Below are 16,110 nucleotides of genomic sequence, written 5' to 3' on the forward strand. Positions count from 1 at the left end.
ATTCACAAAAACGTCAATAAACCGAACTGAATTATCAGCCGATATTTTATCTTCTAAACTACTCATTTGTAGCTGATTGCTTGATATTCCTTGGATATGTTGCATCTTTAAAAATACAAAAAATCTGATTTTCTTACATTTTTTACTATTTTTGTTTGAAAGATTGTGCGGTTTTTTAACAGTCTGACGTTGTAAGTAATTTGAAATGACCGAAATTTTAAAGAAATATTTAGTTACAAAATGGTGGATTCCGATATTACTTTTTGGAATTTCGATAATTCTATTCATTAGCGGAGCAATTCTACCAAATACTGATTTTGGGTTTTACTCTCTTGTATTTTCTGGAACTATACTGTTCATTTCATCGGTTTGGCAACTATTCAATGGAAAAATAGTAATTGGATTTTTTCAATTATCAATTTTGGCAGTACCGTTTATATTCTTGGGATTTATGGCTTTTCTGTTTACTGGAATTATGAACAAACTTGATGAAGAATTAGCTTTAGATAGAATTGAACCGTTAATTAAAGAAAAAACGGACTTGACTATCCCAACGGATTTTGAGGTTTTAGAAAATCTTATTGAACACACAGAAGGAGCTTTTGATTCTGATTATTCTATCGCATTGAAAATTGAATATAAAGAATCTGACGAAAAAAATATTGTAGAGCAAATTCTCAAAAGTGCGGAATTGAAATCGGATAAAGGTTCGTGGAAAAAATATGACAACGGATTTGATTTTGAACATAAATACAACGAAATAAATAGAGCGGAACCGTTTTATTTTAAAGTAGATACTTTAAACAATAAAATGGAATTGAATTTAAGTCACTTATGAATAAAAACTACTGGCAACAGCTAGAGTTTCGTTGGGCTCGAAGAGCCAACTTGAAATACTAAAAATAGTAGAAAATTGAAACATAAAATTTTTTTATGTATTTTTGAGTAAAATTAATAATAATATGAACTTAATAGAATATCATAATAAAGACATATTTAATTTATGCAAAACGCATAAAGTGAAATCTTTATATGCTTTTGGTTCTGTTTTAACTGACAAATTTAACAGCGAAAGTGATGTTGATTTGATTGTTGATTTTGAAAATTTGGATGTATTAGATTATGGAGATAATTATTACAACTTAAAGTTTTCACTTGAAAATATTTTAAAAAGAAGTATTGATTTATTAGAAGAAAAAGCTATTAAAAATCCATATTTTAGAAAGACTTTAAATCAAAATAAAGTATTGATTTATGGATGACAAAAATAAAACTTGGCTTTATGATATTTTAAGTTCAATAAATGAAATTGAAAGTTACTTTATTGAAACTCCTAAAATGTTTGAAATTTATCAAAATGATTTAAGAACCAAAAGAGCTGTTGAAAGAAATATCGAAATCATTGGAGAAGCAATGGGTCGAATTCTTAAAGAAAATAGTGCTATTGAAATTTCAAACTCAAGAAAAATTGTTGATGTAAGAAATAGAATAATTCACGGATATGATTCAGTTTCTGATGATGTAATTTGGGGAATAGTAATAAAAAATCTACCAGTTTTACAAAAAGAAGTGGAAATTCTGTTAAACGAATAAAAGCACCATCCACCAACAGGCTAGAGTTTCGCTGGACTAGGAAAGCCAACAATGAACCTATTCTTGAAAGGAACCTGTTACTAAACTTTCACTATGCAATTATCTTATCTTCTAAACTACTCATTTGTAGCTGATGGCGGGAAATTTCTTGTATATGTTGCATCTTTAAAAACACAAAATAGCTGCTTTTCTCACAAATTTTTTACTATATTTGTTAGGAAGATTGTGGGGTTTTTTCACAGTCAAACGTTGGCATTAATTGTATCTCAGACCGTGAAAAAATTAACGCTAAGAAAAATAATTGAAATGGAACAGAAAAAAATTTATGGGTATTTTATTGTTACTTTATTTGCCTTCTTTCTGTTTTATAAACCAATATTTTGCTTTTTAATTTTAGGAATACTTTTGATGTACTATTCTGTAGATAGCTTAATTTTTTTTGACTACATTAACAAAAAAGGAATAAAAACTAATGGCAAAATATTATCATACGAAAAAGACGAAGATGGTCATAAAACACCAATTATTGAATTCAAAACCTTAGAGGGAAACCTTATAGCAAAAAAACCACATTATTACGCTTCAACTGATTTAAGTATAGTAAAAACTAATCAAAATAACATAAACAAAAATATTGAAATATTGTATAGTCCAAAAAAGCCTGAAATGTTTATTATGGAAAAAGAAAAAAATTTTAATTATGGAAGTGTAATTTTTATGATTTTTGGTGGCTTAATTTTCTCTGGAATTGCAATTGGGCAAATATTTGGAATTATAAAAATTGATATGTGAAAATGATATTAAATAGAACAACTACTGCCAACAGTGGTTCCTTTCTAAAGCACCATAAAATTATAAATCACTTTAAATAAACCATGAAAAAAATATTATACTACTCTTTTACTTTACTAGTTTTAATTGGACTGACTTCATTTACAGACCAAACAAAACCTCATTTAATTGTTGGAAATTGGGAATTTCTAAATAATGAAATGAAGATAATAGAAATTAATAAAGAAGAATTTTTATTGAAAAGATTTTATTTTAGTAGTGATGAATTTACTTCAGGAATTTCAATACTAAAAGCAAACAAAAAAGACGAGCCAAAAAATGAAATGAATTTAGACTTGGCCTTCAAAATTTTTGAAAAAGAAGAAGATTTGGAATATCCTGTTTTGGTTTTAAAAAATCTTTGTGATAATAAAAGTCGCTATGCCTTTTCAATACTTGCATTAGACAAAAAGTCTTTGAAAATGCGTTTTGAAAAAAAATACTCTTCTGATAACCTTGATATGACCGAAGAAATTTTAAATTTTCATAAAACTGCTGGACCTACAGAAAATTGGGAATCAGATGAAGATGCTATAAAATTTGAGATTGAAATTGAAGAAAAATAAGAAAAATCTATTTCGAGTTTATTAAATTCTGGACAATCAAATAATATTCGTTAAAGTTTATAATTTTTGTTTTACTAAATTTAAGACTAAATTAAATTGTTCTTCTTTGGTTAAGGAAGAATTATCAATTTCAATAGCATCGGTTGCTTTTACTAGTGGAGAATCTTCTCTATGTGTGTCAATGTAATCGCGTTCTTGAACATTTTGAAGCACTTCTTCGTAAGTCACTTGTTGTCCTTTGTCTGAAAGTTCTTTAAACCTTCTTTCTGCGCGAGTTGTTGCACTTGAATTCATGAAGATTTTCAATTCAGCATTCGGAAAAACAACAGTACCAATATCTCTTCCATCCATAACAATGGCTTTATTTTTTCCCATTTCTTGTTGTTGTTCTACTAGTTTAGAACGCACCTCAGAAATTTCGGCCACTTGACTAACACATCTTGAAACTTCTAAATTTCTGATTTCATTTTCTACATTTGTACCGTTCAAATATACTTCTGCAAAACCTAATTCTTTATTGAAAGTAAAGTTTAATGTAACATTATTTAATTCATTAATCAACAACTCTTTATCCAAATGATTTTCTGAAACAAAACCCTTTTGCATTGCAAAAAATGTAACCGCTCTGTACATGGCACCAGTATCTACATAAACGTAGCCTAACTGTTTGGCTAATTGCTTGGCTAAAGTACTTTTTCCTGTGGACGAAAATCCGTCGATTGCTATTGTAATATCTTTCAAACTTTTATTGTTGTTAATGCTATTGTAAGTTAATCATCATTCCAAAAAAACTGGTGTTTCCTGCAATTGTATAACGAGAATAGGAATAATCGAATCTAATGTTGTTAAAACGAAGTCCAAAACCTGCTGAAATTCCAGAAAAGTTTCGTTGATCTACTATTTTTAATTCTTCACCTCTTCTGAAATTATAGCCCAATCGAATGCTGAATGATTTATCAGGAAACAATTCTGCACCAAAAATCATGTGACGTAATGCATTGTTAAAAAAAGATACTTTTTCTTCCGTAACTGTTCCGTCTAACGAAACTTCTGCTCTGTTTGGATTTGAAAAAGAAATGTTCCATTGTTGTAAATTTTCCATGGTAAAATGCCATCTGATAGGTACATATTCCATCAATTGAGAAATTCCAAAATCTATGGATAAAGGTAATTTTTCATTTGTAGTTTCATAAGGTTTCAATTGAACTCCTAAATTCCGTATAGATAATCCGTAGTTGATGTCATTTTGTTCTTCAATATACAAAAAGCCCAAATCAACCGCTGCACCGTATGAAGTGTAAGATTCTAATGAGGAAGAAATTATTTTAGCATTTGCTCCAACATAAATATCTGTCCAAGGAATATTTTGTGCATACCCTAAAGAAAGTGCAATTTCACTTCCAGAAAAAGTTCCTGTTTCATTTCCTAATTCGTCTCTACCCTCAAAATTGCCATAATTTACATAACTCACACCACCGTGAAATGTCAGTAAATGTCTGTCGTAAGTATAAGCATAAGCGGCTGTTCCATAGGAAACTTCCCCAAAATAATTTCCGTAATTGGCTGAAAGACGGTTGTGCATTTGATCGTTTATTGTGGCTGGATTGTAAAAAGCTTGATTTACATCATAATCTACAACAGTAACGGTTTTTCCACCTAATGCTGCTTGTCTTGGAGATTGAGCTAAATTTAGAAATTGATAAACGTACTTACCTCCTATTTGAGCCATAGAAATAAAGGGTAAAAATAGTAAGATAAAAAGCAGTCGTTTAAGATTCATAGCATTTGTTGTAACCTAAAGGATAACGCAATTGCGAAGATAAAATTATAAATTTCAATAAACAAAATTGTTTTAATTATTAAGTTTAATTTAAATTTTTAAAAAAGAAAACCATCGAATTTTATGGAAACTAAATGTGATTAATTTCAATAAAATTCAATGGTTAAATGGAGGCGATTTTTAGATTAATTTTTTAGGATTTTTCACCTTTTTATCTAAAATAGCAATATCTAGAACTTCTTTCATAGTATCTACAAAATGAAAGGTCAATCCTTTTAAGTAGTCTTGATTGATTTCATCAATATCTCTTTTATTTTCATTGCAAAGAATAATTTCTTTGATGTTGGCACGTTTTGCAGCAAGAATTTTTTCTTTGATTCCTCCAACAGGCAAAACTTTACCTCTTAAAGTGATTTCTCCAGTCATGGCTAAACTTTTCTTAACTCTATTTTGAGTGTAAGAAGAAACCATTGACGTTAACATGGCTATTCCGGCACTTGGTCCATCTTTTGGAGTTGCACCACTTGGCACGTGCATGTGAATGTTGTTTGAAGTAATTACTTCTGGATTTACACCAATGCGTTCTGCATTTGCTTTAATATATTCCAAAGCAATTGTAATAGATTCTTTCATGACTGTACCTAAACTTCCGGTCATGGTCATTACACCTTTTCCTTTAGAAATTAAAGATTCTATGAACAAAATATCACCACCAACAGAAGTCCAAGCTAAACCCGTTACTACTCCAGCAACATCGTTATTTTCGTACTTATCGCGTTCTAATCTAGGCGATTTTAAAATAGCAATTAAATCTGCTTCGGTAATTTTAACGTTATAAACTTCTTCTAAAGCTATTGATTTTGCTGCATATCTTACTACTTCAGCAATTTTCTTTTCTAAACCTCTAACACCAGATTCTCTTGTGTAGCCAACGACAATTTTTTCTAATTCTTTTTTACCTATTGAAATATCTTTGGCTTTTAAACCATGTTCCTTTATTTGTTTAGGAACTAGATGTTTGTGTGCAATTTCTACTTTTTCTTCAATAGTATAACCCGACATATTGATGATTTCCATTCTATCTCTCAAAGCTGGTTGAATGGTTGATAAACTGTTAGAAGTAGCGATGAACATCACTTTTGATAAATCATAACCCATTTCTAAGAAATTATCATAAAAATCGCTGTTTTGTTCTGGATCAAGTACTTCTAATAATGCAGAAGATGGATCACCGTTATGACTTGAGCTTAGTTTATCAATTTCATCTAAAACAAAAACGGGATTGGATGTTTTGGCTTTCTTAATGGATTGAATAATTCTTCCAGGCATTGCCCCAATATAGGTTTTTCGGTGTCCACGAATTTCTGCTTCGTCACGCAAACCGCCTAATGAAATTCTTACATATTCTCTTCCTAGAGCTTCGGCAATAGATTTTCCAATTGAAGTTTTACCAACCCCTGGAGGCCCATAAAGACATAATATTGGAGATTTCATGTCGTTTCGCAGTTTCAAAACAGCCAAATGCTCAATGATACGTTTTTTAACATCGTCCAAACCAAAATGATCTCTATTTAAGATTTTCTGAGCTCTTTTTAAGTCAAAGTTATCTTTAGTAAATTCGTCCCAAGGCAATTCCAAATACAATTCTAAATAATTGCGTTGAATTCCAAAATCTGGAGAATTTGGATTGGTTCGTTGCATTTTAGAAAGCTCTTTTTCAAAATGTTTGGCTACTTTTTCGTTCCATTTTTTGTCTTTAGCTTTCAATTTCATTTCTTCAATTTCTTGCTCATAGGAAACACCACCTAATTCTTCTTGGATGGTTTTCATTTGTTGTTGCAAGAAATATTCGCGTTGTTGCTGATCTAAATCGGAACGAACTTTAGATTGAATATCATTTTTTAATTCTAATTTTTGAAGCTCAATATTCATGAACTTTAAAGTTGCTAAAGCTCTTTCTTTTAAATTTCCAATTTGAAGCAAATCTTGTTTTTCTTGAACATTTAAGTTCATATTAGAAGATACAAAATTGATTAAAAATGGATTGCTATCGATATTTTTAATTGCGAAAGTAGCTTCTGAAGGAATATTTGGACTTTCATTAATAATTTGAATCGCTAACTCTTTGATTGACTCAACTATGCTGTTGAATTCGTTGTCATTTGCTTTCGGACGCTTTTCTACAACTTCCTTAATCGTAGCTTTTAAATACGGTTCTTCTTGAGTAAACTGATCAATTTCGAAACGTTTTTTTCCTTGAAGAATCACGGTTATATTTCCGTCAGGCATTTTTAGAACACGCATAATTTGTGCAACAGTTCCTACCCTATGCACATCATTTGTTGTTGGTTCTTCAATGTCTTCATCAATTTGAGAAACTACACCAATAACTTTCCCTTTTTTATTGGCATCATTAATTAATTTAATTGATTTGTCTCTACCAGCAGTAATTGGAATTACAACACCAGGAAAAAGTACGGTATTTCGTAAAGGAAGAATGGCTAAATCATCAGGCAACACCTCGTTGTTCATTTCTTCTTCGTCTTCTGGAGTCATTAATGGAATTAAATCAGCATCTGAGTCTAATTCTTGTAGTGACATATTGTCTATTGTAAATATTTTTTGATTTGACATAGTTGTATTTAAGTCATTTTGTCATTAAAATTCTTTTTCTTTTAAGCCTTTCTTATTTCATTTTAAAATGTAACCTAATGAAAATCAATACAAAATGAATTATATTGTTAGAAGCTTCTTAAATTATTTCAAGTTTTATGCCATAAAAAATCCGTCAAGTTAAATACTTAACGGATTTGAAATAAATCTATAAAAAAAGATTAATATTCTACATCAAAAGCACCTTCTGAAATGGTATAAGTAGTTGTACCGTCAACAACTGTAAAACTAAAAGTCCCTATTACTCTGTCCGCTGTAATACTCGTTACAGTTACTGTACCAGAATTGGATGCTAATGAAGTTGTTGCATTTAGTTTATATGTCGCTTGAACCATATCAGTAGCTATGTTTCCAGTTATTGGATAAGTTCCTGGTGTGATTGTTTCCTTTACACCAACAGATATGCTTTGATCGTTTGTATTTGCAGCACCAATTCCGATTACCTCATTTACAGTAACGGCTAAAATATCCGTTTCAACAAACTCTACTCCATTAACTTTAGCGAAAAACGTATCATTTGCAGGATCTACATAATCTTCATAAGGAACATTTTCAAATACTCCTTCGGTAATGTTTTTTGGTGCAATTGTATTTGGATATTCTGACCAGTAACCTTTAAAAGTGAATGTACCGGAAATAGTTTTTGCAACTGTATTAATGTTTGTAATAGTTATAGAACCTGTATTTTCTGTAGGATTATCAAAGTTGGATGACGTCCAACCAAAATCGGTACCCGCAGGTGAATAGGTTAGTAAGTTGTCATTAGCTGGATAAGTTCCTGTGGCAACTCCATCAATCAAGAAACTAAAACTTTCTCCATTATCACCACCAATAGTTGCATTAATAGCCATTAAATTTCCACCAATTAATGCTGCTGAAGATTCCGCAGTCCAAAGTACCCCATCAATTTTCGCTTTGAAAGAAGCTGTTGCAACTGGATCAGTTGGATTGTTTGGGTTATTTGGATTGTTAACTGGAATTTGTAAATCCGAATCTATTGGTTCAATATCGTCACATGAAACCATAAAAACAGTTGTTAAGAATAAAATCAATACTCTAAATTTCAATAAACTTTTCATAAATATTATAAATTTTTGTAAATATACTATTATTTTATTTTTTTGCAAGTTGGATTTGAACTCTAAGTAATAAAAACACACCAATAATAAAAAATAAGGCTAAAAACAATATTGCATTTCGCATAGAACCCGTCAATTGATTGAATGTGGCAAAAATTACCATACCAATAACAATTCCTATCTTTTCGGCTACATCATAAAAACTAAAAAAAGAGGTCGTATCATTAGTAACTGGTAAAAGTTTTGAATAAGTTGAACGCGAAAGCGATTGAATTCCGCCCATTACTAAACCTACAAAACCAGCTGTCACATAAAATTGTGAAGGACTTTTAACAAAATAAGCATAAACACAAATTACAATCCAAATGGAATTGATGATAATTAATGTTTTTATATTACCAATTTTTGAAGAAGTTTTTGATGTTATAACGGCGCCTAAAATGGCTATAATTTGAATTAATAGTATGCTAACTATTAATCCTTTTGTTTTTGCTTCATCATCACTCCAAGAAATTTCTTGTTCCCCAAAATATACTGCTACCAGCATAACCGTTTGAACAGCCATACTATAAACGAAAAAACTGCCCAAATATTTTTTAAGAACTAAATTTTCTGATAGTTGATGCCAAACTTTTTTTAATTCCTTAAATCCATTGAAAATAATGTTTGAAGTCAATTTGTTGTTATTTTTAGTAACTGGCATATAGTAAAACGTGTATTGACTAAAAACAATCCACCAAATACCTACCGATATGAAAGAATTTTGCATGGCTCGCATCGAAGCTTTTGAATCGCTAGCACCCATTATCATAAAAAGGTTGATTAACAACAAAATTACACTTCCAACATAACCCAATGAATATCCTTTGGCACTCAACTTATCTTGTTGTTCGGGAAAAGCAATATCTGGCAAATATGAATTATAAAACACCAAACTTCCCCAAAAACCAATTAATCCAAAAAAGAAACAAGTGATTCCAAAATAAATATTTTCGATACTAAAAAAAGACAAGCCAATACACGATGTTGCTCCTAAATAACAAAAAAACTGCATGAATTTTTTTTTGTTTCCAACATAATCTGCAATTCCAGAAAGTAAGGGCGAAATTAGAGCTACAATTAAAAATGCAAATGCTGTAACATAACTAATAAGTGCATTTTGTTCAAAATTGATTCCTAAAAAAGTCAATTGATCAATTCCTTTTATTTTAAAAAGTGCTCCATAATATATAGGAAAAATAGCAGACGAAATTACTAAGTTATATACTGAATTGGACCAATCATAAAAAGCCCAAGCGTTACCTAATTTGATGCTTCCTTTTTCTAAATTTTTCATGCTATAAAATTAAAAAGTCCTGCAAAATAACAGGACTTCGAATATACATTTATTTTTTTAATCTTATTTGAAAGTCACTCCAAATTTTGCAGCTTCTACTTTTGCTTGTGGTACTAAAGCTGTTAAGTTTTTAATTCTGGTTTCGTTACTTGGATGTGTACTTAAAATTTCTGGTGGTGCTTGACCGTTTGACATTGCCGACATTCTTTCCCAAACACCTACTGCATTTGATGGTTCATATCCTGCTATTGCCATTAAATAGATTCCAATCATATCTGCTTCACTTTCATGAGCACGACTAAAAGGTAACATTCCACCTAATTGAGAACCAATTCCGTAGGCTTGCATTATAGCATTTTGAGTTTGAGGATCTTTATCACCAACTGCAACCGCAACACCAACTTGACCGATTTGTTGCAACAAACCAGCACTCATTCTTTGTTGCCCGTGATTGGCCAAAGCGTGAGCCACTTCATGACCCATTACTGCAGCAATTCCTGCATCATCTTTACAAATAGGTAAAATTCCTGTGTAAAAAACAATTTTTCCGCCTGGCATACACCAAGCATTGACTGTTGGATCATCTACTAAATTGTATTCCCATTGATAATCTTTTAAGTAACCTGCATTACCATTTGCATTTAAATATCTTTCTGCAGCTACTTTAATTTTTTCTCCAATAGTTGCAATTCTTTTAGCATCAGCAGTTCCTGTAACCACCTTATTTTCTGATAAAAATTGATCATACTGTGTAAAAACCATAGGAAATAATGAACTATTTTCAGTACCAGGCAAAGCCAAAGTTCTTTTTCCTGTAAAAGGATTTTTAGCGCACGAAATAATAACAGCAAGTATTACCAGTAAACTAAATTTGATTTTATTATTCATTGTATTTTGTTTTGAGACTATAAAAATACAAAATTTAAACAAATGTTCTTTTATTTTTTTTAATCTCATTTAATACTCTTTAATATTTAGAAAACCTTGTTAAATATTATCTTGAAGTAATTTATAATAGTAAATTTGTATTTTAATTACATCATTTAAATGTCAAAAAAATCTAAGAAAAGTAAACAAGGGGTTGAAATTCCAAAATTTATATTATTTACAGCTAAATTTTTAGAAATTAGTTCTACAAAATTAGTCCTAAAATTTGTCGCAAAATTGTTTACCACTCCAATAAAATATAAATCTCCTAAAAGAGAATTTAATATGGAAAATAACAGCCAACAAGAGATGTTATTAATTCCTAAAATCAAAAAAAGGATAAATGTATATCACTATGGAACTGGTGATAAAAAGATTTTATTAGTTCACGGTTGGTCTGGTAGAGGAACTCAAATGTTTAAAATTGCAGATGCTTTTCTTGAAAAAAACTACGGAATAATTAGCTTTGATGCGCCAGCACATGGAAAAAGTGAAAGTAAGACTTCATTAATGCCTGAATTTATTGAAAGTATTCTTGAATTAGATTCAAAATTTGGTCCTTTTGAAATGGCAATTGGTCATTCTTTAGGAGGAATTTCTATATTGAACGCAACAAAGAAAGGTTTTAAAACTCAAAAAATTGTTACCATTGGAAGTGCTGATAAAACAGCAGACATTGTAAAAGATTTTATTGCTCAATTACAACTAAAAGCTAGCCTAGAATCAAAATTGATTGGGCATTTTGAAAATAAATTGAACGAAAAAATGTCGGATTATGATTCACATCATGTGATAAAAGATTTGAAAACCCCTCTTTTAATCATACACGATAATGATGATGTTGAAGTTCAACGATTTTGTGCCGATAACATTCATAAACATGCTTTAAATAGTGAATTATTTATCACTAATGAATTAGGTCACAGAAAAATAGTAGGAAGTGATGTAGTTGTGGATAAAATTATTGAGTTTTCAAACCGAATTTAATCTTCTTCTTTGGCTTCTCTTAATGCTTTACTTTCTGCATTTCTTTTTTCCCATGTTGTGAGTAATTTTTCTAAATCTATTGGAACTTGTGCTTCTTGTCGAGCTAAATATCCACTACTGAATGCAGTGATTAAAATACTTTCTATATTAAAATCTTCAAGAACATCATAGGGTTTGTATTCTGTTTTAAGATTGATGTTGAATAATTTAGCGGTGCTGTTGGCCCAAAAGGCTTTCCAACCACTTTTCAAATCTTTGATTAATTCAAAAGTATTTCTACCAGTTTGTCTATTAATTAATTTCACTAAAATTTGACCATCTTTCATGGATAGTTTTTTTAGTTTGGCTTCAAACTCATCGGTTAAATAATTTTCAACAATTTTAAAATATTTTTTCTTTTCTCTTTGAGTTTTAAGTTGACTCATGGTTTCATTCATGGCAGTTAGTTTTTCTGCAGCTGCTTTAGCATAAGGATATACTCTATACACTCTTCGTTTTAAAATTAATTTTTGCTTTTCAAGTTCAGACATCGTATAAACTCCTGAATCTGTGACAACAATTTCTTCTAACTCAAAAATAATTCTTGGCAATGAATCATTTTCAACTTTAGGAATACTGTCATTTTCTTGCGAAATAGCTGTTCCAAACCAAAAAATAAAAACGGTTATAATTAAATTTTTCATGCGATTCTTTTTCAAAAAATACTACAAATAGTGAACCAAATTTAGTGTTTTTTATTGTGATTAAATGTTTAGATATTCTTAAATTAGCAAAAAAATAATTTTATGAGTACAAAATCAATATTAAAAAAATCTTCATTAGAATTTCTTGAAAAATATTTAAATAATGCTTCACCAACAGGTTATGAATCTGAAGGACAAAAAATTTGGATGGATTATTTAAAACCTTATGTAGACACTTTTACAACTGACACTTATGGGACTGCGGTTGGAATTATTAATCCAGATGCAAAATACAAAGTTGTTATCGAAGGACATTCTGACGAAATTTCATGGTATGTAAATTATATTACTGATGACGGATTGATTTATGTGATTAGAAATGGTGGAAGTGACCACATGATTGCTCCTTCAAAACGTGTTCATATTCATACCAAAAAAGGCATTGTAAAAGGGGTTTTTGGTTGGCCAGCCATTCATACAAGAAATAGAGATAAAGAAGAACCTGCTAAAATTAGTAATATATTTATTGATTGTGGTTGCGAAACAAAAGAACAAGTAGAAGCTTTAGGTGTACATGTAGGTTGTGTTATTACTTATCCCGATGGATTTGAAATTTTAAATGAAAATAAATTCATTTGTCGTGCCATAGATAACCGAATGGGTGGATTTATGATTGCTGAAGTGGCTCGTTTACTTAAAGAAAATAATAAAACCTTACCTTTTGGATTGTATATTGTAAATTCAGTTCAAGAAGAAATTGGTCTTCGTGGTGCCGAAATGATTACACAAAGCATCAAACCCAATGTAGCCATCGTTACCGATGTTTGTCACGATACTACTACTCCAATGATTGATAAAAAAATTGAAGGAGATTTGAAAATGGGTAAAGGTCCAGTTATTGCCTATGCTCCAGCAACTCAAAACGTACTTAGAGAAATGATTGTGGATACAGCTGTTGAAAATGAAATTCCGTTTCAAAGACACGCTTCATCAAGAGTTACTGGAACTGATACCGATGCTTTTGCTTATAGTAACGGTGGAGTTGCTTCGGCATTGATTTCTTTGCCATTGCGTTACATGCACACCACTGTAGAAATGGTTCACAGAGATGATGTGGAAAATGTAATCAAATTGATTTATGAATCTTTGTTAAAAATAGAAAATAACGAAACGTTTTCTTATTTTAAATAATTGAGATTTTCGAATATTCAGATACCGGATATTTAGACAAAAAATTAAAGGGATTTTTGAAACTAGTTTTTAAAAGTCCCTTTTAAAATTATAACCTCATAACCTTTTAACCTCATAACCTTTTAACCTCACAATGAAAAACATCTATATAATGTTGGTTGTGTTTTTTGGAACACTAATTTGGTCTATTATAAATCCAAAAGAAGGTTTTACTTGTTTTTTGGAAATTATTCCAGCTGTAATTGGATTAGTAATTTTGGTATTCACTTTTAGAAAGTTCAGATTTACTGATTTTACTTATTTTTTCATCTTAATTCATTGTATAATTCTTTTCATTGGAGGACATTATACTTATGCAGAAGTTCCTTTATTTGATTGGATTAAAGAAGTATTGGATCAAAGTCGAAATAATTATGATAAAGTCGGACATTTTGCACAAGGTTTCGTTCCTGCTTTAATTATTCGTGAATTGTTTATTCGAAAAAATGTGATTGCTAACAAAAGTTTTTTCAACTTTATAATTGTTAGTATTTGTTTAGCTATAAGTGCTGCTTATGAATGGATTGAATGGGCAGTTTCCTTAATGACTGGCGAAGGTGGAGATGCTTTTTTGGGAACACAAGGGTATATTTGGGATACGCAATCCGATATGCTTTTTGCAACGATTGGTGCCATTTGTGCTTTAATGTTTTTTAGTAAAGTTCAGGATAAGAATTTAGATAAGTTAAACCATTAAGAAATTAAGTTTCATTAAGCTAAACTTAACTTTCTATATATCTTAATGGTTTAAATGTAAAAGTGTATCAACTTATTTCTTCAAATAAGCCAAAACATTTTTTTCAATACGATCATTGATGTTTGAAATATCGGCTTTTACGAATTTTTCTCCAATAATATTTTCGTACAACTCTATGTATCTTTCAGAGACCGTTGCAATGTATTCATCAGTCATTTCTGGAATTTGTTGTCCGTCTTTCCCTTGAAAACCATTAGCAATTAACCATTGACGAACAAATTCTTTAGATAATTGTTTTTGAGCTTCTCCTCTATCTTGTCGTTCTTGGTAACCTTCCGAATAAAAATAACGTGAAGAATCAGGCGTGTGAATTTCATCAATCAAAACGATTTTTCCTTCTTTAGTTTTTCCAAATTCGTATTTTGTATCAACTAAAATTAATCCACGAGATGCAGCAATTTCAGTTCCTCTTTGGTATAAAGCTCTTGTGTATTTTTCTAAAACCAAATAATCTTCTTCACTAACTATTCCTTTAGCTAAGATGTCTTCTCGAGAAATATCTTCATCATGAGCACCATTATCAGCTTTTGTGGAAGGTGTAATAATTGGTGTTGGAAACTTGTCATTTTCTTTCAATCCTTCTGGTAAAGTTACTCCACAAAGTTCTCTTTTTCCTAAAGCATATTCTCTAGCTGAATGTCCGGCCAAATAACCACGAATAACCATTTCAACTTTAAAAGGTTCGCATAAATGCCCGACTGCGACACTTGGATCAGGTGTTGCAATCAACCAATTAGGTACAATATCTGAAGTCAACTCCATGAATTTTGTAGCAATTTGGTTTAAGATTTGACCTTTATAAGGAATTCCTTTAGGCATAACTACATCAAAAGCTGAAAGTCTATCGGTTGCAACCATGACTAATAAGTCGTCATTGATGTTGTAAACTTCTCTAACTTTTCCGTGATAGACCGATTTTTGATTGGGAAAATTGAAATTGGTAGTAGTAATTGTGTTCATTTAGTAGTGTGTTGTTTCAATTGCAAATGTAATTTGTTTACCAATGCCAAACAATATCAAAATAAAAAAAGGAGAAATAAACTTTCTCCTTTTCAACCAAAACAAAACAAATTCGTTTATTTAAAACGAATATTATAAGTAACACCTACTCCAACATTTTGCAAATAAACATCATTTTCTGCAAAAGTATTTTGGTAAAAAGCATATATATTCCAATCTCTATTATGGTAACCAATTTGAGGATTTACATATAATCCACCGGAATTATTATCTACATTAGTTAAAAATCCGTATCCTAAATCTGCTCCTAAAAATAATCCACTAGGAGTAAAATAATAACGAGCAAAACCAGCTGCTGGAATAACTCCAAAATCGTCAAAACCATCTTTCCCAAAAAAATGACTGTAACCTGAAGCCAAACCAATAGCAAAATTTGGATTGAATAAATATTGAGCTCGAAGATCTAACCCTAAATTAAAGGACGAAATGTCATTGGCATCACCAATAGGAATTGAAGCTGTTAAACCTGCTTTTAACCAAGAGTTTTGTGGTGTAATATCAATGTCATTTTGTTGAGCAAAAATTGGACTTAATCCTAAAAATCCGATAATTAAAAATAATTTTTTCATAACTTTTTATTTAAATGTTTATGAAGCAAATTTCGTTTACAATGGAATAAAAAAAATTACATTATTTTAATTATAATTT

The 16,110-nt window shown here is 30.4% G+C and carries 17 protein-coding genes; 8 read left to right on the forward strand and 9 right to left on the reverse strand.

All coding sequences use genetic code 11. The features are described 5' to 3' along the window. Window positions 1–205: 205 nt before the first annotated feature. The 5 genes from ACTF56_RS02950 (at window position 206) to ACTF56_RS02970 (ending at window position 2,990) form a co-directional block, all read left to right on the forward strand. Window positions 206–838 carry a hypothetical protein gene (locus tag ACTF56_RS02950; RefSeq protein ID WP_438965423.1) on the forward strand — a complete coding sequence of 211 codons (633 nt, stop codon included), beginning with the start codon at window positions 206–208 and terminating at the stop codon, window positions 836–838. 124 nt (window positions 839–962) lie between these two features. Then, window positions 963–1,262 carry a nucleotidyltransferase family protein gene (locus tag ACTF56_RS02955; protein WP_438965424.1) on the forward strand — a complete coding sequence of 100 codons (300 nt, stop codon included), beginning with the start codon at window positions 963–965 and terminating at the stop codon, window positions 1,260–1,262. Then, entirely contained in the window at window positions 1,255–1,593 is a 339-nt protein-coding gene (locus tag ACTF56_RS02960; RefSeq protein WP_438965425.1) for a HepT-like ribonuclease domain-containing protein, read from the forward strand. Before ACTF56_RS02955 ends, ACTF56_RS02960 begins: the two co-directional genes overlap by 8 nt. Before the next feature lie 306 nt (window positions 1,594–1,899). Continuing rightward, on the forward strand, window positions 1,900–2,385 hold the full coding sequence (locus tag ACTF56_RS02965; protein WP_438965426.1) for a hypothetical protein: 486 nt from the start codon (window positions 1,900–1,902) through the stop codon (window positions 2,383–2,385). An 83-nt stretch (window positions 2,386–2,468) separates the two neighbouring features. Beyond that, window positions 2,469–2,990, forward strand: coding sequence for a hypothetical protein (locus ACTF56_RS02970; RefSeq protein ID WP_438965427.1), 522 nt, complete (start codon window positions 2,469–2,471; stop codon window positions 2,988–2,990). A gap of 57 nt (window positions 2,991–3,047) precedes the next feature. On the opposite strand, the gene cmk is transcribed toward ACTF56_RS02970, so the two are convergent. The 6 genes from cmk to ACTF56_RS03000 all read right to left on the reverse strand — a co-directional run bounded on the left by cmk (window position 3,048) and on the right by ACTF56_RS03000 (window position 10,746). Next, complete coding sequence (gene cmk / locus ACTF56_RS02975; protein ID WP_438965428.1) at window positions 3,048–3,731, reverse strand: (d)CMP kinase; 684 nt, start codon at window positions 3,729–3,731, stop codon at window positions 3,048–3,050. 19 nt (window positions 3,732–3,750) lie between these two features. Continuing rightward, window positions 3,751–4,770: a type IX secretion system protein PorQ gene (gene porQ / locus ACTF56_RS02980; RefSeq protein ID WP_438965429.1), complete on the reverse strand. Its 1,020-nt coding sequence runs from the start codon at window positions 4,768–4,770 to the stop codon at window positions 3,751–3,753. 180 nt (window positions 4,771–4,950) lie between these two features. Then, window positions 4,951–7,404, reverse strand: coding sequence for an endopeptidase La (gene lon / locus ACTF56_RS02985; protein ID WP_438965430.1), 2,454 nt, complete (start codon window positions 7,402–7,404; stop codon window positions 4,951–4,953). Between the two features lie 200 nt (window positions 7,405–7,604). Next, a complete protein-coding gene (locus tag ACTF56_RS02990; RefSeq protein WP_438965431.1) occupies window positions 7,605–8,522 on the reverse strand; it encodes a DUF6252 family protein in 918 nt (305 codons plus the stop codon). Between the two features lie 34 nt (window positions 8,523–8,556). Beyond that, window positions 8,557–9,858 carry an MFS transporter gene (locus ACTF56_RS02995; RefSeq protein ID WP_438965432.1) on the reverse strand — a complete coding sequence of 434 codons (1,302 nt, stop codon included), beginning with the start codon at window positions 9,856–9,858 and terminating at the stop codon, window positions 8,557–8,559. A gap of 63 nt (window positions 9,859–9,921) precedes the next feature. Next, window positions 9,922–10,746 (reverse strand): M48 family metallopeptidase, encoded by an 825-nt coding sequence (locus ACTF56_RS03000; RefSeq protein ID WP_438965433.1) that lies wholly within the window; start codon window positions 10,744–10,746, stop codon window positions 9,922–9,924. A 159-nt stretch (window positions 10,747–10,905) separates the two neighbouring features. Between ACTF56_RS03000 and ACTF56_RS03005 the strand changes: the two genes are divergently transcribed. Next, window positions 10,906–11,772 carry an alpha/beta fold hydrolase gene (locus tag ACTF56_RS03005; protein WP_438965434.1) on the forward strand — a complete coding sequence of 289 codons (867 nt, stop codon included), beginning with the start codon at window positions 10,906–10,908 and terminating at the stop codon, window positions 11,770–11,772. On the opposite strand, the gene ACTF56_RS03010 is transcribed toward ACTF56_RS03005, so the two are convergent. Beyond that, window positions 11,769–12,455 (reverse strand): DUF4294 domain-containing protein, encoded by a 687-nt coding sequence (locus ACTF56_RS03010; RefSeq protein ID WP_438965435.1) that lies wholly within the window; start codon window positions 12,453–12,455, stop codon window positions 11,769–11,771. The genes ACTF56_RS03005 and ACTF56_RS03010 overlap by 4 nt on opposite strands. Window positions 12,456–12,557: 102 nt before the next feature. Here ACTF56_RS03010 and ACTF56_RS03015 point away from each other — a divergent pair, with 102 nt between their 5' ends. Together ACTF56_RS03015 and ACTF56_RS03020 are read left to right on the forward strand one after the other, a co-directional pair. Beyond that, entirely contained in the window at window positions 12,558–13,646 is a 1,089-nt protein-coding gene (locus ACTF56_RS03015) for a M42 family metallopeptidase (RefSeq protein WP_438965436.1), read from the forward strand. Between the two features lie 133 nt (window positions 13,647–13,779). Continuing rightward, on the forward strand, window positions 13,780–14,382 hold the full coding sequence (locus ACTF56_RS03020; RefSeq protein WP_438965437.1) for a DUF2238 domain-containing protein: 603 nt from the start codon (window positions 13,780–13,782) through the stop codon (window positions 14,380–14,382). A gap of 72 nt (window positions 14,383–14,454) precedes the next feature. Here the strand turns inward: ACTF56_RS03020 and ACTF56_RS03025 are convergent, their stop codons facing one another. After that, a complete protein-coding gene (locus tag ACTF56_RS03025; RefSeq protein ID WP_438965438.1) occupies window positions 14,455–15,402 on the reverse strand; it encodes a phosphoribosylaminoimidazolesuccinocarboxamide synthase in 948 nt (315 codons plus the stop codon). 116 nt (window positions 15,403–15,518) lie between these two features. Then, window positions 15,519–16,031 carry a hypothetical protein gene (locus ACTF56_RS03030; RefSeq protein WP_438965439.1) on the reverse strand — a complete coding sequence of 171 codons (513 nt, stop codon included), beginning with the start codon at window positions 16,029–16,031 and terminating at the stop codon, window positions 15,519–15,521. Window positions 16,032–16,110 lie beyond the last annotated feature (79 nt).

Origin of the sequence: Flavobacterium sp. (assembly GCF_965657075.1) — a bacterium.
In the GTDB taxonomy this organism is placed as follows: Bacteria; Bacteroidota; Bacteroidia; order Flavobacteriales; family Flavobacteriaceae; genus Flavobacterium.